This window comes from Bacillus cereus group sp. MYBK15-3, assembly GCF_051916765.1.
Taxonomy (GTDB): domain Bacteria; phylum Bacillota; class Bacilli; order Bacillales; family Bacillaceae_G; genus Bacillus_A; species Bacillus_A cereus.
The window spans coordinates 809,104-834,101 of record NZ_JBQAHG010000001.1 but is presented as its reverse complement, the minus strand read 5'-3'; the positions used below and the strand labels follow the sequence as shown (position 1 = coordinate 834,101).

The following is a 24,998-nucleotide window of genomic DNA, read 5'->3' as shown; positions in this document are numbered from 1 at the left end:
ATTTTGTTGAATTGTTAACATGTTACAAGTTAAATCCACTGTTAAAAAGTTTCCTTGCAACTAGGAAACCAAGCGTCTTTTAATAATGTAGCCAACGTTTCAATTTTATTTTCTGGAATACTACCAAAGCCGAGTAATACGTATGATTCCTTACGTAAATCATTCACGAAATCATATGGAGAAAGTGGGTATAATTTAACGCTTTGTTTTTTAGCGGATTCAATCAGTTCATTTTCATTCATACTGTTATGGACACATAAAACAATATGAAGTCCGGACTGTTCGCCAAGAATTTGAACATTAGCCCCCATTTCTTTCATAATGGATTTTACTAACGCATGATGTTTTCTTTTATATAGTGTACGACTCCGATTAAGGTGACGTTCCCAATTCCCGCTTTGTATAAAGTTAGCAAAAGCAAGTTGTTGTATTGTAGCGACTGTTTGTTTGAAAATTCCATGCAGTTCTTGATATGTTTTTAAAAGGTGTGGTGGTAAAACAACATATCCCATTCGTAAAGAAGGTAAAAAAGATTTTGAGAAAGTTCCCATATAAATAACGCGTTCATTTGAATCAAGACTTTGTAAAGAAGGAATCGGCTTACCAGCGTAGCGAAACTCTCCGTCATAGTCATCTTCAATAATGTATCCGCTGCAATTATTAGCCCACTTTAACAATTCTAATCTTCTAGATAAAGGCATAATAATCCCGAGCGGAAACTGGTGTGATGGTGTAACGTATGCGACATTGGAATTTGTATTGTATAAACTAGAAATATCAATCCCTTTTTCATCCAATGGTATGGGATGAATTTGTCTATCACAGCTTTTAATGATTGCGTGTATACGGTGAAATCCAGGGTTTTCAATGCCGTATTCTTTTGTAGGGCCAAGCAGTTGAAGTAGCAGCCAGAGAAGTGGCTGCGTTCCGGCGCCAATCACAATTTGATCAGGTGAAGAATGGACACCGCGAGAATGATATAAATATGTTGATATATGCTCTCGAAGAGCGAATTCACCTTGAGGGTCTTCTTTGGCAAATAGTGCATTTTCGTATGTAAGTATGGATTCTTGTAATGCTCGTTTCCAATTTGTAATCGGAAATGCATTTTGATCAATAAGTCCTTGGCTACAATCATATTCAAATTTTTCGTCTATCAAATTGCTCGTCTTCTTTGCTGCATTTCGCTTTTTATTTGGGATAACGTCAATATCGAAATTTGCTACAAAAATACCACGTTTCGGTTTACTTTCTACATAACCTTCAGCTAATAATTGTTGATAAGCTGATTCAACAGTAATGCGGCTAATATTAAGTTGTGATGCTAAATTTCTGTGTGAGGGTAGACGTGTGCCGACAGAAATAGTCCCTTGTATAATTTCAGCTTTTATATATTCGTAAATTTGCAAGTAAATAGGTGTGTTACTTTGTAATTGCAATGGGATAGTAAAATCCATATAAAACTCTCCTTTAAAACTGGCCTTATAAAAAACACTTAAACTGTCACTTAAGTGAAGGGTAGTTACTTTCTATAATAATGATATAACATTTAGAAAATTAAATAAATAGTTAGAGGAGAGTTAAAAATGAATGTTAAAGAAGTAGTAACAGAAGAGCAATTACATGAAGTATTACCTGTTTTACAGCAATTACGAATGAAACTTTCAAAAGAGGAAACAAGCTCTTTATTTCGAAATATGAAAGAAGAAAATTATAAACTATTTTCGCTGCGTAATGAGAATGATGAAGTTGTTAGCCTTGCAGGTGTAGCGATTTGTACGAACTTTTATAATAAGAAACACGTTTTCGTATATGACCTTGTAACAGCAGAAGCACATCGTTCAAAAGGACATGGGAAAGTATTACTTTCGTATATAGAGAACTGGGGAAAGGAAAACGGATGTGAGTCTATCGTCCTCACGTCAGCATTTTCAAGAATTGATGCTCATCGTTTTTATGAAAGAGAAGGGTATGATAAGGTGAGTTATTCTTTTTATAAAGAATTATAAAAAATAAGAAGAAGCTGTCCTGCAAAAGTTGGGAACAGCTTCTTCTTATTTTTTAAGTTATTATTAAACCGTAAATAGGTTGTAAGTTATGGTATATGTATTTGAAAAGGTTATATAGTGTATTTTGTCGAATTGTTTTAATTTAATAAAGAGGATGATTGGAGCGCTTATACTTGAAAAAAATAAAGAAACTATCAATCCCTAATGATGCTAGAGTTATCGTCATATCTGATATTCATGGAGAATTAAATCTTTTAAAAGAAGCACTACATAAAGTTAACTTTAAAGATGAAGATTATTTAATTATTAATGGAGATCTTTGCGAGAAAGGACGAGATAGCCTAGGCGTAGTAAACTACGTTATGAATCTTGTAAAGAACAATTCAAAGGTTCACGTTGTTGAAGGGAATTGTGAAGTTTTAGTTGATGCTCTTCTAAATGAAAATCCTGGTCTTATTAATTATTTATGTACGAGGAAGCATTCAATTTTTAATGAATGGCTAGAGCAATTGGGTTTTTCAGTTCATGAGGGCACTTCAATTCGTGAAGTGAAAGAAGCATTGTTAAGTGAATTTTCACAAGAACTATATTGGCTAACAGAGTTGCCAACGGCGATTGAAACAGAAGATTATATTTTTGTGCATGCCGGTCTAGAAGATAGAGTAGATTGGAAAGAAACTGAGCGCAAAAATGCGATAGCAATGCCGGAGTTTTTCAATCAATCACATAAAGCAAATAAGTATGTAATAGTCGGTCATTGGCCTGTCGTGAACTATTCTGAAGAAGCACCGTCTAATAATCCAGTTATTGATAAGGAGAAAAAAATTATTGCAATTGATGGAGGAAATGCAATTAAAGAAGCAGGGCAATTAAACGTATTTATTATTCAGAGGAAACAAACGGGCGATACGTTTTCTTATACATATGTAGACTATTTTCCAGAGTACGAAGTAATAGCGGATTTTAATGCGAATTCAGAAATGCAGGGCGGAGTGACATATCCGTATTATTACATAGAGCCTATCGAGAAGATGCAAGATTACACCGTATGTAAACAAAAGGAAACGAATAATGTGCTCACTGTAAAAAATGAATATATGAAACAACTTAAGTCAGGTGAATATACAGTGAAAACCGATATTTCTTGTGCGCAAATAAGCGTTAGGAAGGGAGATATCGTTTCTCTCATTGATGATAGCTGTTCAGGATATGATTTAATTAAAAAAGATGGCGTAGAGGGTTGGATAGAGAAAGGGATTTTAGTTGAGATAGAAAAAGTGAAAAATAAAACATTAAGCTGAAATAGGAGGGATATAACCTCCTATTTTTTTAAAGGAGTAGATTGCTTGCTGTCTTTAATAAGTAAATAAATCGTACTTGGCAGAATGATAAGCGTCATTCCTAAAAGAATTGCTAGTATAGCATAACCTCTATAGGGAGCAGAAACGATAAAAGGAAGTATCGCTAAAAAAATACCTGCTATCATCATTGAAATACTACTAATATTTGAAGCTCTTTTTTCAAGGTATTTATCATTCCATTCTAATGAAACGGTTGATTTAGTCGTATCAATTTTGGAACTGAAATAACCTATTAATATAAATAAAAGCCCTAATGCTAAAAATATGAAATGATCAAGAGGAAGTGAAAAGCCAAGAGCGATGAGGGCGATGACAATATCGACAAAAAATAAGAATAGTAACATTGTGTTGCCGATCCAATGGAGAAATTTCTGGTTACTCGCTGCTTTAGATAAAGCTAAAAATACAAAGAATAAGAAGGAACATATAATTATATTTACGATTACAAAAGTGCTTTTATCCATTGTTGATGTAGGCGTTCCATTAAAGTCCCATTTCGTAACAATACTTAATGGTAAGAAGAAATAGAGAATAATATTTGTCATAATAATAGTAAGAAATAAAGCAATACTAAATCGTTTATTCATTGAATCACCAGCTTTCTAAATCAATAATTGGTACCTTATAACAAAATTATACAATATAATAAATGATATTTGTTTTGATTTTTCAGAAAAAATATTATAATTATATATGAAATAAAGAGGAATGCAGGAGGGAATTATGCAAAACGTTGTATTAAAGGGGAAGAAAGTTACAATTCGTACAATAGAAGAATCGGATATAAAAACATTATGGAATATCATATTTAAAGAAGAAAGCCCAGAATGGAAGAAATGGGATGCGCCATATTTTCCGTTCTCAATGCAAGAATACTCTTCCTATAAAGAGAAGATGCAAACTCGTTTGCAAGAAGAACCACTGTCAAATTTAATTATAGAAAATAACGGTCAAATTATAGGGACGGTCGGATTTTATTGGGAGCATAAACCGACGCGTTGGTTGGAGATGGGAATTGTTATTTATAATCCAACTTACTGGAATGGTGGCTACGGTACAGAAGCGTTAACGTTATATCGAGATTTATTATTTGAAAAGATGGAAATTGGTAGAGTAGGGCTCACGACTTGGTCTGGTAATGAACGAATGATGAAAGTAGCGGAGAAAATAGGAATGAGCTTAGAAGGTAGAATGCGAAAGTGTCGTTATTATAACGGAACATACTATGATTCTATTCGAATGGGCATGATTCGTGAAGAATGGGAAGCGCTATGTGTAACGAAGGGGTGAGAAAGATTGTACGCTATTATTGCTACATTTGATCGTGTGTTTACTAATAAAATTACAGAACTGCAAAATGAATTAACAAATGTAATTGGAACAAATCAACTAGCTGGAGTAGAACCTCATATAACGATTGCGGATTATAATGAGTTAGATGTTCATTTGTATACTGAGAAACTAGGGGAGTTTGTAGCTATTCAAGAAAATATGGACGCAGTAACTTTTCTTTCTGTTGGAATTTTTCCTACTAATGGAACGGTCTTTCTAGCGCCGACCGTTACCGATGAATTGTTAAAACTTCATTATTCTTATCATGATTATTTTAAAACTTTTCATGACAACCCAAATTCATATTACGTACCGGGAAAATGGGTTCCGCATTGTACAATTGCAAATAGATTACATACAAAGCAGTTTTTAAGTGTAATGGAATATATTTATGGAAAGTTTGATTTTGTAACAGCTTCAATTGAGAAATTAAAATTAATTAAGGTGAATTATGAAAATGGTTCTGCCATTTCTTCTAGTATATTAGCAGAATATAATTTAAAGAGAATGGAGACATCGAGATGACATATATAATTAGAGAAATGAAGCAAGAAGATATTCATGCTGTACAATCAGTAGCAAAAATAGCTTGGCATGATACATATGAAGGCATTATTCCAAGAGAAATTCAAGACAGTTTTTTAGACGAGGCATATTCTGATGAAAAAATGAAATATCGTCTTAAAAATACGCATTTATTCGTTGCGGAAGAAGAAGGAGAAGTAATAGGGTTTGCGAACTTTTCACCTGTTAGACTACAAAATGAAGCGGAATTAGGTGCGATTTATTTGTTACCAGATCAGCAAGGAAAAGGGATCGGAAGTGCTTTATTACAAAAAGGAATTAAAGCATTAAATGGGATACGGAAGTTGTACATACATGTAGAAGCTGCAAATGAAAAAGGAAAACGCTTTTATGAAGCGAAAGGTTTTGCTGAATTAGAGCAATTTGAAGAAGACTTTGAAGGACATATGATGCAGACAGTAAGGATGGTTTTATACGTATAAGGAGGACTAGTAATGAAAATTTTTGATTTTAGTGAAAAAGTAGGAAAGCACCTATCAGTATTTCAATCTAATTTCATCATGTCGAAAATATTAAACCATCGAGGGAATATACATATCGGTGCTATGCATTTACACGAGAATGGAATCATCGGTAATCATGAAGCAGTTGTATCTCAACTGCTTCTTATTGTGAAAGGAGCAGGATATGTATGTGGGGTAAATAAAGAAAAGATAAAGATAGAGGCGGGACAAGCTGTGTTTTGGGAAAAGGGAGAGCTCCATGAAACAAGTACAGAACACGGATTAACAGCAATTGTTATGGAAGCGGAGAATCTTGAACAAGCGATAGTAATGCCTATTATTCAAGGGGAGTTGTAAAAATGATAATTAAGGCGAATCAAGAAGATACCAATGAAATATTAAAATGTGCGGCTCAATCGCTTTTTGAAGGGACGAGAGGCAATTGTCAATTAAGTACCGAGAAAGCGATTGAAATTACAAAGCCGATTGTAGAAAAAGGAGCATACTATTTAATCGTTAAAGAAAAAAATAAAGTAATGGGATGGATATTAATAGGGGAAAATACAGACTATTTTTCTCGTGAAAAACTTGGATTTATATATGAATTGTACGTTTTCCCAGAATATCGCGGGAGAGGATTATCGCGAGAACTGATGGAAGCTGGTATCAAGGAATTAAAGGAGAAGTATTTAGAAATTCGGTTGAATGTATTTGCTGGGAATTTTGCAAAAGAGATGTACGAAGAGTTTGGGTTTGTTGAAAGGCAGGTAATTATGACTTTGAAGTGAGTATTATATTCTGAATGGGAGAAAACAATGATTTAGTGGCTACTTTATCGCTGGAATTTAAAGCGATAAAGTATAAAATAGATGGTTTGCCTTTATTTTATAGTCGATTTATAGAGTGTGCTTAAAAAACAAATAAATTAGTATTATACAATATATCGTTATTATAGTAAAAGAGAAATTTTGGAAAAATATCATTTTTTTGTTTAGAAATTTTTAAATTATTGATATAATCAATTTGTAGAATTGATTATTGGTTAATTTTACTATTTTTTAATTTTAAGGGGGATTTAATAATGGCAGGACAAATTCGTATGTCACCAGAGGAGCTTAAATCGAAAGCGACTCGATATGGACAAGGTGCAAATCAAATTGAGGACATTTTACGTCAACTACAAAACTTACAAAATGAATTAAGAGGAGAATGGGAAGGTCGTGCTTTCGAAGGTTTTGACCAACAGTTCAATCAATTAAAGCCAAAAGTACAAAACTTCGCACAGCTATTACAAGAAATTAATATGCAGCTTAATAAAACTGCAGAAGCTGTTGCTAGACATGACGAAGATCTTTCTCGTAATTTCGGTCTACAATAAGACAGATAAAAAGAAATATATAATTTAGCCATGCAACCATAAGTTGTATGGCTAAATTACTTTAAAACTAGAGTAAGATACGAAGTCTTTCATCAGATAGACTCGCAGTCGCAGGAGTGATAAGTAGTGAAAAAGTTCAAATGGAGCATCTTGTTGTTTATTATTTTAGCTCTTGTACTATCGACAGGGGTCTCCTATTTAGCATTAAATCAAAATGTTAAGAAAGCTAATGAGAATACTACACCAAAAATGACAGTTGCGTTGGTAAATGAAGATCAGGGCACTGTATTTGAGGGCAATAAAATAGCGTTTGGAGATCAATTTGTTAAAAATGTAAATAAAAATACGAAACAAGAATGGTACGTAGTTAGTCGCGGGGTAGCGGAAAATGGATTGAAAAATAATAATTACAATATGATGATTGTTATTCCAAATGATTTTTCTAGGAAAGCAGTTGCGATTGATTCAGAGATTCCAGAGAAATTAACGTTAAACTACAAAGTAAATGCAACTGGGAATAAGGATTTGAAAGCTGAGGCAGAAAATACAGCTTCTGTTATTTTAGAAGATTTCAATACGCAAATAATCGACGTTTATTTTGCGAGTATTATCGGTAAGCTACAAGGTGCACAAGATAATATAGGTAAAATAATTGAAAAAGGAAACGTTCAAACAACTATGTATAAAAAAGATATACATAGTCCGTTAGCAAATTACACAAGTCAATTTAAAACAGTACAAGATTATACAGGTGTTTCTGTTAATAGTTTCAAAGGATTTCAGGATGTTTTAAAAGGTTTCGGTCAAGCGTTAGATGAAGGGAATAAATCTAACAGTACGTATTTAGATGGTTTTAATAACTTTCAAAAAATGCAAACTGATAACAATTTGTTAGCGAATAATTTCACAAATCAATTCAATCAATATATGAATGATATGAATACAGGCGATGCTTTAAAGCAATTAAGTGCATTGGAATCAGCTAATAAAAGTATTTCAAATCAATTTACGTTTTCAGAGAAAGAACCAAATATTTTAACTGATGCTGCAGCGATTCAAAAATATTTAGCAGATGTAAAAAAACAAGTATCTGAATATGATACAGAACTTGCAGGAAAGTTAGAAAGTGATATTCAAGAGACGGTAATTAAGAAGTTAAAGCAATCTATGTCGAATGATGGAAAGCAAGAAATCTTCATAAATACATTAATGAAACAACCAGATGCTCGAATAAAGAAACAAATCGAGAATTTAATTGCGAAATTACCTAGTTTAAACATGGAAGAAATCGGTCAAAGTGATTTGCCAGATACAACGAAATTACAACTGCAAAATGTAATTCAATTTACAAAAAAATATAATAAAGAAAATAATTTTTATTATGATCCTGTAAATAAAATATCTTTAGGAAACGCTATTAAAGAAGTAAAGGATAGACTTTATACAGAGGGAATTACATTTAGTGATACTGCGAAAGTAATTAAAATGGAATCTGCACAAACTTTGAAGATAAGTATTCCGGAAGAGTTTGAACTATATGGAAGTACAGAAGCTTTGAAGATAGATGATGTGGATTACACAAGTATGTTTCTGGAGAAAAACGGAGAAATCACTATACCTCCTCGTAATGAAGGGGATATAAAAATTAATCTGAATGTGAAGTTAAAAGATCCAAACATCAATATAGATGTTTTCTCTCCTGTAATGTGGCAGTGGGAATTGAGTGGGACTCATAAACCTGAAAAAGAAAAACCTAACAAAGAAGATAAAGGAACACAAACGGAAAATAGCAAGGTGGAAAATGTGGTTCATAAATCACAGTATGGCATAATGCCGTTAGTACACAATGCTAAAAACCCTATTATTAAAAAAATGGAAAACACAACAGGGAAAGATAACGGAACTGGAGGAAACCCAGGAGGCGGAACGGGGAAAGATAACGGAACCGGAGGAAACCCAGGAGGCGGAACGGGAACAGACAACGGAACCGGAGGAAACCCAGGAGGCGGAACGGGAACAGACAACGGAACCGGAGGAAACCCAGGAGGCGGAACGGGAACAGACAACGGGACCGGAGGAAATCCAGGAGGCGAAACGGGAACAGATAACGGTAAAGTTACTGAAAGTACAACGAATCAAGTAGTACATCAAAAAGCAGAAGTATTAACAAAAAATATATCTAGTGTATTAATAAAAGAAGCAGTAGATACAGTCGAAAGTTATCAAGGTTTAATGAGCCTTTACGAAATGTATTATGGGATTGATTTAAGAACGAAAGATGTAGGTCCTAAGTTAGAAGAGGGAAGTTTAGATGCAATTGCGACGGATCAATCTTTGTACTACGTATTAAATAAACAAAGTTTAATTGATTTAATTTCAAATCTTGTTTCATCAAGTATTACTACAGAAATAAAGCAAGATATGTCAGGTTTAAAACAAAAAATAAACTCTTATCAACAATCTATTACTAGTGCGGATCAAAATTCTATGCTACTAGCGGAGAAATTAAATGGAACGACGCAACAAGCAACTAGTATGAATGAAAATTTAGGAGAGTATTTAAAAGGTTTAGCGAAATGGCGTGAGAATAGCTTAAAGCTAGTTGAAGAGCAGCAAGTATTAACAACAAATCATGCTGGTGAGCAAACAGCTATTTTATCGTTAGATTCTGGTATTAAATCATTAATGATGCAAAGTCAGTCATTGGTCGAAAGTTCGAAGCATAGTTTAGCAACTTCAGACGATGTATATAAAACATTTGATCAAATTAATGGACAAGCAAAAGAAATTCAAGACAGCGGAACGACAATTGTTTCAAAAGCTGATCTATTATTAAATGACTTTACGAAGAAAATGGAAGATGATAAATCATTCTCCAAAAACTTTACGAAAATTTTAGCGAATAGCCGTATTGGAGATCGTCAAAATGAGATGCTATATGACTTTTTAGCTAGTCCAGTTCAAAAGCAAAATGATGGAGTAATTGTAGCAGGAAATGCTTTTACACCGTACTTAATTGTATTAACTTGTTTCATTGTTGCATTATTTACAGCATACGCAATTGCGAATCAAGAAAAGAAACGAATGCAATCAGATCATTTTGAAGAGAAATTCTCATTAATTGATATGAATGTACCAACTACAGTAGTAGCTTTCGGTATATCAATTGTGGAAGGGATTAGTATAGGTATCATTTCTGGGCGTCTTTTAAAGTTCGGTCAGGATCAAAGTTTACTATGGATTGCGTTCATCACATTTATTATGATGGCGTTTGTATTGGTCTCAACCTACTTATTACGACAAATAAAAATGGTAGGAATGTTTATACTATTAGTATTTTTAAGCATGTACCTATTTTTAACTGAGGCAGTTGGAAGTAAAGTAGATCAAATGTCGTCTGTCGGAAAGATACGTCAATTCTCACCGCTTCAGTATATAGAAAGTTTTCTAAATGATTTTATTAGTGGTAAAGATACTGGGAAAGTTATTTTTGTCGTATTGTTTGTAATTGCCATTATTGGATTGGTTAGTAATCTATTTGTATGGCATAAGAAATGGGAGGAAAAAGAAGTAAATGATCAAACAATGGAGCATAGTGGCTAAGTTATCATTTCTCTCTATCCTTTTACTGTTTGTCGCGCTACCGATAAGGAGCGCGGCTGACAGTTATCTTGGTGATGATGGGAAGATTAAGTTTAAAGTGGATCGACTTGAAGAAAGCGACCAAGAAAAAAATAAAAAGGAACATAAAGAAACAGAATTAGATAAAGCATCGATTGAGTTATTTAACAAAGATATTGAGGAAGAAATTGAGAAAAAGAAAAAGAAAGAACAAAAAGATATGGAAGCTTTGCGAGATTCTCTTTTTACAAAAACAAAAGAGAATAATAGTGTTAAAGATACGAAAAATAGTTTGTTTAGCAGTGAATACATTGTCAGAAAAAGTGCAGATGAAGTAGCGAGTAATGAAACAATGAATGAAGAGCCAATTAGTATAACAATAATATTATTATTTGGCGGCGGCATTCTACTTATTTGCATCGGTATTTATACAGTTCTTCGTAAAAGTTGGAGGTAAAGCGATGGCAATACAAACACATATCAATGTGACAGTAGATTTTAGTAAATGGAATGGAAATACATATGATTTGCGTATTCCGAATCATCAATCTATTAAATATTTATTAAAAAACTTATTAGATACGCTAAAGATTGATAATCATGAAGGTTCACATTTTGTAATTAAAGTGAAAAATAAGTCAATTGTTTTAACAGATAATGATCGTTTAATTGATCACCAAATAACAGATGGAGATATTTTGCAAGTTTTATAAAGAATATTTTTTACTTTTAGTTATTTGAAAATAAGTTATTACGGGTTATAAAGAAAAGGAGAAGAGGATAAACATGACGGAAAAAATAATTCAAATTGATGCAATGAACTATCAATTTCAAATAGAAAAAGAAAATTGGAAATTGGAGATGACCAAATCTCAAACACGTATAAAAGACTTCCGTCAATTCGATATAATTACGGGCGAATCATCTGAATTTGTACCATTAACAATAGAAGAAACGGATGATATGTTTACGTTTCTATATCAAGTAGATAAAAAATTATATAAGTGGGACGATCTTAGCCGTTTTGGAAGAAATGAGAAATTAAGACTACTTCGGAATGTTGCGCAGTTTCGTAAATATTTAAATAAACGAATCACGTTCTTTTTACATCCAGACAATATAGTTTTTAATGCTAATTTAATACCAAGTATTATACATAGAGGAATTCGAGATATTGTTCCGCCAACCCCGTTATTAGAAGAGCAATTTTTAACACAATATAAGTGTCTAATTATTGCTTTATTCTCCCAAAAACATAACTTTGATGATTTGTATGCTGGGTTACTAAAAGATGCGAAAGAAACAACATTTGAACAGACCGTTGCTCAAATGGAAAGCTTAGATGCATTACTGCAGTTTCTTGATGACAGCTTTGAGAAGGAACAAACAAAAACAGAAAAAAATATGCAGTTAGTACCTAAAAAAAGCTATAAATCGTTTAAATACTTAGCTTTTTCCTTCATAGCGGCGACAGTTATTTTAGCTGCTCCTTTAATATATTTCACTTTTATAAAATTTCCTTACCAAAATAAATTGTTAGAAGCAAATGCAAGTTTTATAGCAACTGATTATGACAAAGTCATTACGCAATTGAATGAAGAGGAGTTTGAATCATTACCGATTGCATCTAAATATGAGTTAGCATTTGCATACATTACAGCTGAAAAACTAGGTGAAGCTCAAAAGAAATCAATTATGAAAAATATTAGTTTGAAAAGTGATGAAAAGTATTTGCTGTATTGGATGTATAACGGAAAAGGTAATTTTGATAAATCATTAGATTTAGCTAAGACACTTGATGATCCTCAGCTTATTATGTACGGCCTTGTTAAACAAATTGAATCACTGAAAAATAATCCAGATTTATCAGGGGAAGAACGTGATCAAAAGTTAAAAACATATGAGCAACAATTAGATGAATATAAAAAGAAATATGGCAATTCATCAAACGATAAAAATTTGTCGGACACAGAGAAAAAAGAGTAAGCAATTGATGAGACAGTTGAAAAGGAGCAGTGAACACGGATGGAGCAACTATTAGTATTGACTTATGGAGACAAAATATATAAGTGCACATTACATCCAAATGAGCAATCAATAGTGTCGATTGGAAAAGAGTGGACAAATGATATTACGAATCCAAGTTTAGAACAAGAAGTAGAGTTAAAGTGGAATAATGAAGTAAATGCTTGGATGGTACAGGATCAATTAATAGTATTCAATAAGGAAATTGAGATTGGGAAAACAAGAGATGTGAGCTTGAAAATCTTTATATCTATTGTTGGCACAACTAAAGTGTTTGATATTGGAACGAAACATTCTCTTACAGTGAGTCAAAACGATTACGATGATATTTCTATTACCGGGACTAGTGTAGATTTAATGCTATCTCGCGAAACGTTGTACGATTCTTTTAAAGTGAACGTGTATGGCGGGGATGTATTTCATAATTATACGAAGTTAAAAGATAGCGTTATGTTGGAATCAGGAGACGTATTATATTTTGATGGTATTTTATTGGAGATTGGTAGTGAAGACATTCAAGTACTTTCTTCAGAAGATAAAGTGAAATCTGCGTTACCTATTTTAGTAGAATCAGAAACGAATTATCAAAGTGGTTATCCAGACTATCATCGTTCACCACGTATTATTTACCGTGAACCAGAAGAGAAAATGACAATTGCAAAGCCTTCAAGTATGCCATCAAAACCAACGGAGCATTTAGCAAGAATCATTGCACCTTCACTTGTCATGATTGTCGTAACTGTATTACTTGCTATTTTCATGAAATATGGAATGTTTATTATCGCATCGATTGCGATGACATTAGTAACAATCATTGTTTCTGTCACATCGTATATTAAAAATTTGAAGCAATATAAAGTCGACATTGTTGAACGAGATAAAAGCTATAGAGAGTATATAAAACAAAAAACGAAAGATTTACATGCAGAAAGTGAAAAACAGCGTCACGCATTACATTATCACAATCCAAATGTAGAAGTAATACGTAATATGGCAGTTCAAGTAAATCCTAGAATTTATGAAAAAACAATGTTACATCATGATTTCTTAACATTTAGCGTTGGAACAGGACAAGCTAATACGAGTTTTGAAATTCAATTTAATGAAGAAGAGTTTAGTCAAACGAAAGATGAATTAATTGATATAGCACGTGAACTAAGACAGCGTTATCTATCATTGGAAGATGTACCAGTTGTAACAGATTTAATGAATGGACCAGTCGGTTATATTGGCCAACGTTCTTTAGTGTTAGAGCAATTACAATTATTAGTTGCACAAACGGCTTTATTCCATAGTTATTATGACTTGCAGTTTATTACTATTTTTCCGGAAGAAGAAAAAGAAAAATGGGATTGGATGCGCTGGTTACCTCATGGAAGTGTTCGCGATATAAATGTACGTGGATTTGTATACCATGATCGTAGCCGTGATCAAGTGTTAAATAGTTTGTATCAAATATTGAAAGAACGAAAATTAAAACTAGATGAAAAAAGTTCTACTAATGAAAAAATGTACTTTGCACCGCACTATGTCGTTCTCATTACAGATGAAAAACTAATATTAGACCATGTTGTTATGGAATTCTTTAATGATGATCCGAGTCAATTAGGTGTATCACTTGTATTTGTACAAGATGTTATGCAAAGTTTACCGGAGCATGTGAAAACGGTAATAGATATAAGAGATGCAAAACAAGGGAACATCATCTTAGAGCAAGGAGAGCTTGTTAACCGTCAATTTAAACTAAATCACGTACCGAAAGGGTTTAATTTAGAAGATATTTCACGGGCATTAGCACCATTAAATCATTTGCAAAACTTAAAAAATAGTATTCCAGAAAGCGTAACATTTTTAGAAATGTACGGCGTTGAAAAAGTAAAAGAACTGAATATCACAAGTCGTTGGGAGAAAAATGCAGCGCATAAATCTTTAGCTGTGCCACTTGGATTACGTGGGAAAGAAGATATCGTAAACTTAAACTTACACGAAAAAGCACACGGACCACACGGGTTAATAGCAGGTACAACCGGTTCAGGTAAATCGGAAATTATACAATCGTATATTTTATCTCTAGCAGTCAATTTCCATCCTTACGAAGTAGCCTTTTTACTAATTGACTATAAAGGCGGCGGTATGGCGAATTTATTCAAAAACTTACCGCATTTATTAGGAACAATTACGAACTTAGATGGAGCACAAAGTATGAGGGCGCTCGCATCAATTAAAGCTGAATTACAAAAAAGACAACGATTATTTGGGGAAAATGATGTAAACCATATTAATCAGTATCAAAAACTGTATAAAGAAGGCTTAGTAAGTGAACCGATGCCACATCTATTTTTAATTAGTGATGAATTCGCGGAACTGAAGTCAGAACAACCAGAATTTATGAAAGAGTTAGTTTCAACAGCGCGTATCGGTCGTTCACTCGGAATTCATTTAATATTAGCTACGCAAAAACCAAGTGGTGTTGTAGATGATCAAATTTGGAGTAACTCGAAATTCAAACTAGCACTAAAAGTTCAAAATACGTCAGATAGTAATGAAATCTTAAAAACGCCAGATGCCGCTGAAATTACATTACCAGGACGTGCTTACTTACAAGTTGGGAATAATGAAATTTATGAACTATTCCAATCAGCTTGGAGCGGAGCAGACTATGTAGAAAATAAAGAGGATAAAGAACATTTAGACGCAACAATCTATGCAATAAATGATCTAGGACAATATGAAATATTAAGTGAAGACTTAAGTGGACTTGGTAGCAGTAAAGAAGTAATAAGCGTACCATCTGAACTGGATGCTGTTATTGACTACATTCACGATTACGCAGAAATAAATGAAATTGAAGCGTTAGCTAGACCGTGGTTACCACCACTTCCAGAAAGCGTATATTTACAAGACTTACACGCTATTCAGTTCAAAGAAGCATGGACGAAAGAAAAGAAACCATTACAAGCAACAATTGGTCTACTAGATCAGCCTGAATTACAATCACAAACACCATTAACACTAGATATTAGTAAAGACGGACACGTAGCGGTCTTCTCAAGTCCAGGCTACGGAAAATCAACATTCTTACAATCAGTCATTATGGATGTAGCTCGTCAGCATAGTCCGGAGCATTTGCATGTGTATTTAGTGGACCTTGGAACAAATGGTCTTCTACCTTTGAAAGGATTACCTCATGTAGCGGATACGATTACGATTGATGAATCTGAAAAATGTTTAAAGTTTGTTGAAAGATTAACTCAAGAAATGAAAAATCGTAAACGATTATTAAGTGAATATGACGTTGCAAATATTGAAATGTATGAAAAGGCAAGCGGGAAAGAAATACCACATATTATTATTGCAATCGACAATTATGATGCAGTAAAAGAAGCGAAGTTCTATGAAAGCTTTGAAATGCTAATTATGCAAATTGTCCGAGATGGTGCAAGTTTAGGAATTCATACCTTAATTAGTGCAGGGCGACAAAATGCACTTAGAATTCAATTGTACAATAATATTAAAATCCAAACTTGCCTATATATGATTGATCAAAGTGAAGTAGCTAGTATTGTAGGGAGATCTGATATAAAAGTGGAAGAAACAGCAGGAAGAGCGTTAATAAAACTAGAATCTCCTACATTATTCCAGGTTGCACTACCTACGAAAGCAGAAGATGAATTACAGCAAATTCAATTATTACAACAAGAAGCAAATGATATGGATCGAGAATGGGATGGAGAACGTCCGAAGGCAATTCCAATGATGCCAGAAGTGATTGATATTGCTACTTATCGTAAAAATAAAGACGTTACAAAAGCTCTACAAGCAGCAAGAATTCCAATGGGGCTTGATTTTGCAAACGTAGAAGTTGTAGCTCATGATATTGCAGTGAATGATCATTTAATGATTTATAGTGTAGATGATAGTATGAGAAAACAAATTGTATCTAGCATCCTATCTCAATTGAATAAAGATTATTTTGAAAGTGTGACGTTGGTGGATACAGCAGAGTATAGTTTCGTTCAATATAAAGACGATGTGACGCACTACATTGTAGACGAAAATGAAATCAATATGCATGCGAAGTATTGGATGGAAGTAATTCGTGAACGAGCTCTTGAATTAGCACAAGCAAGACAAGAAGGTAGAGAAATTCCTGCATTCACAAAACAACTCATTATCATGACAAATGTTGAAGAGTTTAGTAAATTTGTTTATTTAGAAATGGAGGATGCAGCGACTTTAATTGATTTATCTCGTACAGTAGGTATTTACTTTGTATTAGCAGGTCACCACGACTACATGGACCGAAATCGTGAAGCTCTACCTATGAAAATGAGAAGTAAACTAACAGCAGCAATTATCGCAATGCCATTAAATGATCAAAGTATCTTCAATATAAAATATATAAGCAACGAAGCACCATTAGGTAAAGATGAAGTGTATTACTATCAAAAAGGGAACATAATGAAACTAAAAATGCCTAGAGTAACTAACGAGGTGACAGTATGAAATTAAAAAAGAAAGCTAAGGTGATGATAGTCGTGTCAATAGTGGCAAGTTTATTAAGTGGATGTGGTTTTGGGGAAAAGCAAATAGATTATAAGCCATTTGTCAAAGCTTTGGATGAAGGTGACATGAGAAAGGTTATGTCTGCGAGTGATGATGGGTATGCGTATGTGAAGGAACGGGTTATTGATTTTACGACAGAAAAAAATGGTGATGACAGAATTCATAATACACTATATCAAACTACTGAAGGTATATATAATTTGAAAGAAAATTTATTGTATGGAGAGACCACTCAAAAAATAACAAGTGATATTAAGAACATAAAAGATAGACATAAGGATAATAAATATAAAGAAGAAGAAAAATATAGCACTAGGTTCATGTATAAAGATAGAAAGGGTTACAGTACTGATTCGAGCTTGGATGTTTCACATGTAAAACTAATTTTTAATAGATTGCAAGGTGTTGGGAGTTTACAACTGAAAGTAGATGGAAATAAAAAGAAATTTAATGAACCAAATACAGTTGGTTTTACGTTAACGGAATCACAATTTCAAGAAATAATTAACGATAAATTGAATTTGCAATATGATAGTTTTGAAACAGCATCAATTGTATTTAATTTTAACGATTCTAAAGATACGAAACAGCATCCAATGCAAATAATACAATTAATAATTTCAATTGTATATGAAAAGAAAAATAGTGAGGGAAAATTATTAACACATACTCAGCAAATATCTGTGAATTTTAGTAGTAAAAAGGATAATGATCAGGAAGCCAAGCAAGATTATGTGAATTATGAAAAGTCTTTTCAAAATAATAAATCATTCTAAGGGAGCTGATTTTTTTGAAGAAAGGTGTGGAAAAAAAAGAGGATTTAAGAATAAACTCTGATATGGGAAAGTTAGAGCTCGCTGGGCAAGATATATATAATTTTAGAGATGGCAAAGAACCGTATAATAATATTGGGGAGGATGCCGAAGAGAAAAACGAAGATCTCTTAGAAAAAAAATTTAATGCAAGACTAATAGATTCAGCAGAAGATAAAGACACCGGATTTGCTGCTTACGCATTTAAAGATAATAAAACAGGAGAAGTTATTATTTCATATGTTGGGACGGAACCTGGAAAAGACAACAATAGTGATGTAGTAGTAGATGCAGAGATAGGTGTTCACAATTTAACAAATGCAAATAAATTAGCATTTAGTAATTGGGAACATGAATTAAAAGTAAAACAATATGACCAAGGAGAGGCATTTTATGAAAAAATGAAACAATATGCTAATGGTAAAACTATTAGTATAACAGGACATTCTTTGGGCGGAGGTATTGCAAATACAGTAGCATTAAGGCATCAAAAAGACGATATTGATGTTTTAACACTAAATCCAGCTCCAGTTTTAAATCGAGATGTAGATAAATTCGGTAATGGGTTTGATATGAAAAATGTTCGGAATATCATTAATCAGAATGATCCTCTACATATTGGGATAAAGGCAGCAGACTTCACACTTCCAGGAAGAATGTATAAAATTCCGAATCAAGCAGGACACTCATATGCTTTTACAGAGAAGGATTATGATGAGAATGGACATCTAATATGGATTGATAAACTAACAAGTGATAATGACACGGGGTGGGATGCTATCCCGGGGTTTCTGGAATTTGCTCAATCTGCTGGGGCTATTTACACAGGAACTATACATGATGTATTTCATAGAAAAGTTTCTATACATGAAGAAAAGATAGCTGGAGTTACACTTAATTTGATATTAAGTGCAACGCCAATTTCTACTATTATAAACGGAATATTAGGTTACTCGGACATTGTACAAGGTAGCAAGGAGCTTGAAAAGCTAAAAGATAAAGTTCAAGAAGGTTTTTCAAGATTAAATACAAAGTATGAAGGGCTAAAATCTCAAATTACAGCAGAAGCAATCCAATTTAGTATAATGGCTACAGTTGAAATAAAAGGAGCGATAGATATCGCTGTAGAATGGATTGAAACAACTTTAGCGAAATGTAAGGAAAAAGTTTTAGAAGTATTAGAGTCTGTATTTAATACTGCTATAAATTTTTTAGCTGGAAGTGTTGTAGTATATTTAGCTACAAGTGAAATTTTAGAAATTGCAAAAGAAGTTGCAGCTTCTTACGTGCAAGATTTACTAGATTTGTTTAAAGGAGATTTTGTAGTTGATACAAATGTAGCTGCAATTGTATCTGAACATATATTAAGTCATCGTCACTCATTGTTAAATCTTTTTATGAATGACAACAGCAGGGGGATAAACCGTTCTTTATTAGGTGAAATTGCTAAAGATGTGAAGGAGTTATCAAAAGATTTAAAGCAATTAAACGACGATGTTTCAGAAGCGGTATTTTCTATGTTTGCAAAAGACGAAGAATTAGGAGCAGTTTCATATTATTAAAACTCCAAGTTTATAAATTTAAAAGAGAGGGGAATGAAGGTGGATTTACATACAATAATGTCAAGAGTTCATAGTACATTTCCAGCTAGTGGTGGACGAGAACAAATTATAAACGTTGTAGTGCAATTGGAAAAAGCAGCTGCATCTTTAACGGGGGATATTAGAAGGTTAGAGAGTAGTATTGATAGCACATTACAAGGAAAAACACGTGAGGCATTTATTGATCGTATCCGTCAATTAGAGAAAAAAAGACAAAAAATAGAAGAGAAAATTAGCGTACTAAAAGGGACAGTGAATTAATATGAAAGACTATATGGATAAAGTATTACCTTTAGGCAGTGTTGTAAGATTGGGTCTTAAAGAAGAGGAAGATGTGGAGTATGTAATCACTACGAGAGGTTTATTACTTGATGAAAACACATTCTATGATTATGGTGGAGTGTTGCATCCAGTGGGTTTAACCGAAGAAACGTATAAATTATTTAACCACACGGATATTGCAGAGGTTAAATTTGAAGGGTATCGAAATAAAATTGAAGGTCAATTCGCAGCTAAGTTTAAAATGTGGCGAAATGAGTTTGTTGAAAAAGTAATTGAAAAAAATAAAAAGCAACAACAAGCACAAGAGTTAGAAATAAAGGGAAAAAAAGAAATTTAAAAGGAAATAAGCTTTCCTCTTCCAAAAATGGAAAGAGGAAAGCTTATTTTGATTGAATAAGGGTGTCAGTATGAAGTTAAAGAAGAAAGCTAAGATGATAATAGTTCTGTCAATAGTAGCAAATTTATTAAGTGGATGTGGTTTTGGGGAGACGAAGATAGAGTATGAGAGATTAGTAAAGGCATTGGATGAAGGTGATATGAAGACGGTTATGTCTGCGAGTGATGAAGGGTATGTGTATGTGAAAGAAGAGGTTAGGGATAGCACTTTTATTGAGGATAATAATAAGCAAATAGGAGTAGTTTATCAAACAACGCAAGGTATTTATAGTATTAAAGATAATATTCTTTTTGGTGAGGCACAAAAGAAAGTCAATACTCCAGTTGAGGATGAAAAACATAGTGACAACCCACAATATAAAGAAGAAGTTGTATTCAAGTCAGATATAAGATACGAAAATGGACAGCTAGAAGCTTCAAATCGAGGGAAAGATATGTCTAATATAAAATTAATGCTTAATAGAGTGCAAGGAATAAAAGAATTGAAACCAAATGTGAATAAAAAAAGCTTCAGCCAACCAGCTACGATAAGCTATAATTTATCAGAAATTCAATTTAAAGAGATATTTAATGGGAATTTAGAATTAAAGTATGGGAAGTTTAGTTATGCAACACTACTAATTGAATTTAATTCTGCTAAGGATACAAAGGAAAATCCGATGGAAATAACAGAGATAACAATTTCGATAGGCTATAAACAAAGAAATGAAGAAAATAATATGATTAGGCATGATCAAGAAATAACAACATATTTACGTAATAAAGAAGAAAATAATCGGAAATCAAAAAAAGATTATTTACAATATGAAAAGAAATTTAAAGAAAGCCATTAATATATATAAGGGGGAGAATATGGCGAACGAGGAAGATTATAAATTAAGTAGTGATGTAGGAAAATTAAGATTATCGGCAAGAGATATTTATGATTATAATGCACAAGAAAAAATATAATAATTCTGATCCAATAATAAATAAATAGAAATTACAAGACAACTTTAATGCTAATCTTATAGTTTCTGATGATATTCATTCAGTAACTGGATTTGGGGCATATGCTTTAGAGGATAGAAACACGCATGAAATTTTCATTGTATACGTTGGAAACCAACCGAGCCAAATAGGCTATTTAGCAACCGATGGAGCAATTTGGCTGCATAATTTAACTAATTCACCTATATTGGGGTCATTAGCGGAATTTCAGTATAGTCAAGCAGAAAAATTTTATGAAAAAGTCAAGGCGGGTAATAAAGGAAAGAAGATAACTTTACTAGGGCACTCTTTAGGTGGCGGAGCAGCGAATACAGTTGCATTAAGACATCAAGAAGATAATATAAACGTATTAGCTTTAAATCCTGCGCCTGTTTTAAATAAGGATGTGGTTAAGTACGTATACGGGACCAATATGAAGAATTGCCGCAGTCTTATAAATGAATATGGTCCTTTGGATGGCGCCATTAAAGCCACAGATTTTGTAATACCTGGACAGGTTTATAAAATGGAAAATGGGGATATTTCGGTATTTTTATAGTTAGGAAAAAGTTATTCTAAAAGGAGTAAGTTGGGTGAATCATAGACGCAAGAAAAAGAAACCGAAACAAATAAGAAAAGAAGCTGTTCAGATAAAACCGATAGTAGAAGAAAAACCACTAAAGAAGAGTAGCAACAAGTTAGTTGATATTCTCCTAGGTATTCTTCTTTTTCCAATTCTTATATGGGCTGTCTTGGAAGGTTGTACAACACAAGTAAGCAAAGGGAAGACTTTCCTTATTATCGTTTTCTTTCTCTTAATTGCAATAGGGTTATCTATGATAGGAAACAAATAAGGGGGAGTGCAGATGTTTAAGAAGAAGGAGAAAAAAAACATTTACGTTAGATTGGTAAACACACAAGGGGAAATCATTCGAGAGTTTAATTGTACAGAAAAAGACTTGCGAAAAGTAAAAGAAAATGGTACTGAAATTCGTTTGGTTGGAGATAACTCATATGAGATGGTAGCAACCGATGAACAATTACAAAAACTAGCAAGAGCTGAAGCAGAAATCGAAGCGGAAATTAAGGCATGGGAAGATGCTTTAAATGAGAGTTTGGATGAACGCGAAGAAAGAGAAGCGAGACAGAAAGAATTGAAAGAAAAGAATAAATGGAGTACAAAGAAGAAAGTAATCGTATTTGGATTGATATTTTTTGTATTTATTGGATTACCTATTATCGAAGGGTATCAAAATAGTAAATTAGTTGAAGAAGGTACATCATTAAATGCAGAAATTGTAGGTAGGCATGTAGAGAAGGAATTCATGTTTACACACCCCACATTAGTAGTTGAGGTAGATGGTAAAAAGCATAATGTATGGGTAAGTGAAGAGACATATAACGGAGCAGAGTGGTTAGGTAGACTAAAAGTCATCAAAACAAAAGATGGTAAAGTTGAGAAAGACCCTAGATATGAGGGGAAAGACTTAATTACGAGTTATTAAGCAGTATGTTTTTAGTATTCGCTTCTCTCAAATTAAATAACATTATTATTTGCAAAAATCGAATCCATTAAAATAAAAAACAAATTTTAAATAACTGTAATAACCTCCTAGCATATTGTTGATGGGAGGTTATCACCTTTCTGAAGATAAAATTAAAGCTATATTATCTCGATACAATTGTGATGACAGTAACGTTTTTACTAAGTGAGTGCAATTTCAGAGAAACAAAAATAGAGTATGAGGGATATGGTTAAGTGAAAGAGAGAAGAATATTTAGAGCTTTTGAGGAGAAAGAAGGCTATTTGAACTATCAAAAGTATTCTGATTATGTACGGTAATTAATATAGAGATAATATTATCTGAATATAGTTACACAAAGATGAATGTACTTAAAAAGTTAGGAATGTAATGGGATTTTAGTGAATGAAAATTATTTAAACTGTATAGAAGGTGAAAAGTCAGGATGTGGAATATAAAAGAGGAAGATTTAGAAGCATTTCGGATGACATGCAGAAGGCGTTTAAGTCTTGAAGGTGCGACGGGATTTATGCTCGGAACGATATTTTATACTTCATTATTTATGGTTATTATTTTTATAGGAGGAATAGATTATTATACTACCTTGTTTGATAAGGTAATTGTTAGGATTGAATTAGTGTTATATGGTTTGCAAGTAATGTTTTTAATTCTATATTTATTCCCTAAAGCTCGTTATAAATTTCAAAAATTACAAACGCTCGTTATATTATTATATGCATTTCAACTTGGAACTATCGGATGCACGTTATTTGTTCTTTCTGGAATGATTGAGCATTCAATTGATCTCAATACACGTGTTTATGTAGGTCTATTAGTATTAGGTGGAATTATTGTTCATATTGTGACAACAGTTGATACATTTAAACAAGCAAGCGAAGGTGCATTTAGTAGTGGGGACAAATCAGATTCGTTTTTTAGTAAAACAAAGGGACATGTTATACAAGGTGCTGTAATTTATGTGTTAATTCTTCTTGTTTTGATTTATATAAATAATAATTACTCATTAAACACAATGTTTGGTTATGTTATGTGTAATGTTGTTATGTATGCAGTAGCCATTGGAGCGGCAGAATTCCAACTATTGGCGTACTGTAGATTTAAATCCAAGTCATTTAATATGTCATGGGAAGAGAATGAGAGAATGCGAAAGCGAAATACAAAATCTAAAACGAAAAGTAAATAAGGGTGAAATGTATTACTTTCCAAAAAGGAACATAATGAACTTAAAAATGCCTAGAGAAATCAACGGGGTGTCAGTATGAAGTTAAAGAAGAAAGCCAAGACGATGATAGTTCTGTCAATAATAGCAAATTTATTAAGTGGATGTGGTTTTGGGGAGACGAAGATAGAGTATGAGAGATTAGTAAAGGCATTGGATGAAGGTGATATGAAGACGGCTATGTCTGCGAGTGATGATGGGTATGCTTATGTGAAAGAAGAGGTTAGGGATAGCACGTTTGGGGCGGAAAATGATAATCGCATTAGCGTTGTATATCAAACAACAGGAGGAGTATACAATATTAAAGAAAAAAAGTTCTATGGAACAACTTTGCAAGAAATTGCTAGTTCATTAAATAGTGAGCAAAAAAAAGAAGAGATTGTATATAGAACTAGTATTAAATATGAAGATAATCAATCAAAAAGTCCAAATCAAAATTTGGATGTTTCGAATGTTCGATTTATATTTAATAGATTAAAGGGAATAGATAGTTTAAGACCAAAAAAAGATAAAAAAAGATTTAGTGAGTCATCCAAGGTAACATATTACTTAACTGAATCGGAATTTCAAGAAATAATTAATAATAAGTTAAAGGTGGACTACGATAAATTTGATGAAGCAATATTATTAATGGAATTTAGTTCGGCGAAAGATTCAAAAGAAAATCCAATGGAATTCACTACAATAAGCATCACAATGGGATATGAAAAAAAGAATAAAGAAGGCCGATTAATAAGGCATGATCAAAAAATAGCAATCTATTTAAATACTAAAGAAGATAACGATAAAGCTTCTAAAACCCGATATGAGGAGTATAAAAAACAATATTTGAATAATAAGTAATGTATAAAATAA

At 32.8% G+C, this 24,998-nt stretch carries 23 protein-coding genes and 3 pseudogenes; 24 read left to right on the top strand and 2 right to left on the bottom strand.

What is annotated here, in order from left to right:
- Positions 1 to 41 precede the first annotated feature (41 nt).
- Positions 42 to 1,457, bottom strand: coding sequence for a MocR-like pyridoxine biosynthesis transcription factor PdxR (gene pdxR / locus ACTFR8_RS04215; RefSeq protein ID WP_000348039.1), 1,416 nt, complete (start codon positions 1,455 to 1,457; stop codon positions 42 to 44).
- 129 nt (positions 1,458 to 1,586) lie between these two features.
- On the opposite strand from pdxR, the gene ACTFR8_RS04210 reads away from it, so the two are divergent.
- Together ACTFR8_RS04210 and ACTFR8_RS04205 are read left to right on the top strand one after the other, a co-directional pair.
- Positions 1,587 to 2,009, top strand: coding sequence for a GNAT family N-acetyltransferase (locus tag ACTFR8_RS04210; RefSeq protein ID WP_001101112.1), 423 nt, complete (start codon positions 1,587 to 1,589; stop codon positions 2,007 to 2,009).
- A 173-nt stretch (positions 2,010 to 2,182) separates the two neighbouring features.
- Positions 2,183 to 3,310, top strand: a complete 1,128-nt coding sequence (locus tag ACTFR8_RS04205; RefSeq protein ID WP_030025422.1) for a metallophosphoesterase — start codon at positions 2,183 to 2,185, stop codon at positions 3,308 to 3,310.
- Between the two features lie 20 nt (positions 3,311 to 3,330).
- Here ACTFR8_RS04205 and ACTFR8_RS04200 read toward each other — a convergent pair whose 3' ends face one another.
- A complete protein-coding gene (locus ACTFR8_RS04200; protein WP_001042099.1) occupies positions 3,331 to 3,957 on the bottom strand; it encodes a DUF1648 domain-containing protein in 627 nt (208 codons plus the stop codon).
- Positions 3,958 to 4,093: 136 nt separating this feature from the next.
- On the opposite strand from ACTFR8_RS04200, the gene ACTFR8_RS04195 reads away from it, so the two are divergent.
- The 22 genes and pseudogenes from ACTFR8_RS04195 (at position 4,094) to ACTFR8_RS04090 (ending at position 24,986) form a co-directional block, all read left to right on the top strand.
- Complete coding sequence (locus ACTFR8_RS04195; RefSeq protein ID WP_001181857.1) at positions 4,094 to 4,660, top strand: GNAT family N-acetyltransferase; 567 nt, start codon at positions 4,094 to 4,096, stop codon at positions 4,658 to 4,660.
- Positions 4,661 to 4,666: 6 nt separating this feature from the next.
- Positions 4,667 to 5,227 carry a 2'-5' RNA ligase family protein gene (locus ACTFR8_RS04190; RefSeq protein ID WP_000270886.1) on the top strand — a complete coding sequence of 187 codons (561 nt, stop codon included), beginning with the start codon at positions 4,667 to 4,669 and terminating at the stop codon, positions 5,225 to 5,227.
- Positions 5,224 to 5,709, top strand: coding sequence for a GNAT family N-acetyltransferase (locus ACTFR8_RS04185; RefSeq protein WP_000221048.1), 486 nt, complete (start codon positions 5,224 to 5,226; stop codon positions 5,707 to 5,709). Before ACTFR8_RS04190 ends, ACTFR8_RS04185 begins: the two co-directional genes overlap by 4 nt.
- Before the next feature lie 12 nt (positions 5,710 to 5,721).
- Positions 5,722 to 6,087: a hypothetical protein gene (locus ACTFR8_RS04180; RefSeq protein ID WP_000688078.1), complete on the top strand. Its 366-nt coding sequence runs from the start codon at positions 5,722 to 5,724 to the stop codon at positions 6,085 to 6,087.
- A gap of 2 nt (positions 6,088 to 6,089) precedes the next feature.
- A complete protein-coding gene (locus tag ACTFR8_RS04175; RefSeq protein ID WP_000584232.1) occupies positions 6,090 to 6,518 on the top strand; it encodes a GNAT family N-acetyltransferase in 429 nt (142 codons plus the stop codon).
- 293 nt (positions 6,519 to 6,811) lie between these two features.
- Complete coding sequence (locus ACTFR8_RS04170) at positions 6,812 to 7,108, top strand: WXG100 family type VII secretion target (RefSeq protein ID WP_000918601.1); 297 nt, start codon at positions 6,812 to 6,814, stop codon at positions 7,106 to 7,108.
- Positions 7,109 to 7,234: 126 nt separating this feature from the next.
- Complete coding sequence (gene esaA, locus ACTFR8_RS04165) at positions 7,235 to 10,711, top strand: type VII secretion protein EsaA (protein ID WP_440026998.1); 3,477 nt, start codon at positions 7,235 to 7,237, stop codon at positions 10,709 to 10,711.
- Entirely contained in the window at positions 10,683 to 11,186 is a 504-nt protein-coding gene (gene essA, locus ACTFR8_RS04160; RefSeq protein ID WP_000595658.1) for a type VII secretion protein EssA, read from the top strand. The genes esaA and essA overlap by 29 nt, the downstream gene beginning before the upstream one ends.
- Positions 11,187 to 11,190: 4 nt before the next feature.
- Positions 11,191 to 11,442: an EsaB/YukD family protein gene (locus ACTFR8_RS04155; RefSeq protein WP_001007571.1), complete on the top strand. Its 252-nt coding sequence runs from the start codon at positions 11,191 to 11,193 to the stop codon at positions 11,440 to 11,442.
- 73 nt (positions 11,443 to 11,515) lie between these two features.
- A complete protein-coding gene (gene essB, locus ACTFR8_RS04150) occupies positions 11,516 to 12,715 on the top strand; it encodes a type VII secretion protein EssB (protein ID WP_000136611.1) in 1,200 nt (399 codons plus the stop codon).
- A gap of 39 nt (positions 12,716 to 12,754) precedes the next feature.
- A pseudogene (locus ACTFR8_RS04145) lies at positions 12,755 to 13,036 on the top strand (FtsK/SpoIIIE N-terminal domain-containing protein); the annotation flags it as partial.
- Positions 13,031 to 17,260: pseudogene (gene essC / locus ACTFR8_RS04140) on the top strand (type VII secretion protein EssC); the annotation flags it as partial. The pseudogenes ACTFR8_RS04145 and essC, both read left to right, overlap by 6 nt.
- Entirely contained in the window at positions 17,257 to 18,096 is an 840-nt protein-coding gene (locus ACTFR8_RS04135; protein ID WP_070183744.1) for a DUF3952 domain-containing protein, read from the top strand. The pseudogene essC and the gene ACTFR8_RS04135, both read left to right, overlap by 4 nt.
- A gap of 14 nt (positions 18,097 to 18,110) precedes the next feature.
- Positions 18,111 to 19,694 carry a lipase family protein gene (locus ACTFR8_RS04130; protein ID WP_000715953.1) on the top strand — a complete coding sequence of 528 codons (1,584 nt, stop codon included), beginning with the start codon at positions 18,111 to 18,113 and terminating at the stop codon, positions 19,692 to 19,694.
- A gap of 39 nt (positions 19,695 to 19,733) precedes the next feature.
- Positions 19,734 to 19,994, top strand: a complete 261-nt coding sequence (locus ACTFR8_RS04125) for a hypothetical protein (RefSeq protein WP_000363098.1) — start codon at positions 19,734 to 19,736, stop codon at positions 19,992 to 19,994.
- A gap of 1 nt (position 19,995) precedes the next feature.
- Positions 19,996 to 20,352: a DUF4176 domain-containing protein gene (locus ACTFR8_RS04120; RefSeq protein ID WP_000656384.1), complete on the top strand. Its 357-nt coding sequence runs from the start codon at positions 19,996 to 19,998 to the stop codon at positions 20,350 to 20,352.
- Between the two features lie 70 nt (positions 20,353 to 20,422).
- Complete coding sequence (locus tag ACTFR8_RS04115; RefSeq protein WP_000768454.1) at positions 20,423 to 21,244, top strand: DUF3952 domain-containing protein; 822 nt, start codon at positions 20,423 to 20,425, stop codon at positions 21,242 to 21,244.
- Positions 21,245 to 21,263: 19 nt separating this feature from the next.
- A pseudogene (locus ACTFR8_RS04110) lies at positions 21,264 to 21,936 on the top strand (lipase); the annotation flags it as partial.
- 37 nt (positions 21,937 to 21,973) lie between these two features.
- On the top strand, positions 21,974 to 22,234 hold the full coding sequence (locus ACTFR8_RS04105; protein ID WP_001016548.1) for a hypothetical protein: 261 nt from the start codon (positions 21,974 to 21,976) through the stop codon (positions 22,232 to 22,234).
- A 12-nt stretch (positions 22,235 to 22,246) separates the two neighbouring features.
- Positions 22,247 to 22,885: a hypothetical protein gene (locus ACTFR8_RS04100; protein ID WP_000473571.1), complete on the top strand. Its 639-nt coding sequence runs from the start codon at positions 22,247 to 22,249 to the stop codon at positions 22,883 to 22,885.
- A gap of 463 nt (positions 22,886 to 23,348) precedes the next feature.
- Positions 23,349 to 24,107: a hypothetical protein gene (locus tag ACTFR8_RS04095; protein WP_100619979.1), complete on the top strand. Its 759-nt coding sequence runs from the start codon at positions 23,349 to 23,351 to the stop codon at positions 24,105 to 24,107.
- A gap of 75 nt (positions 24,108 to 24,182) precedes the next feature.
- Positions 24,183 to 24,986, top strand: a complete 804-nt coding sequence (locus tag ACTFR8_RS04090) for a DUF3952 domain-containing protein (protein ID WP_069604982.1) — start codon at positions 24,183 to 24,185, stop codon at positions 24,984 to 24,986.
- Positions 24,987 to 24,998 lie beyond the last annotated feature (12 nt).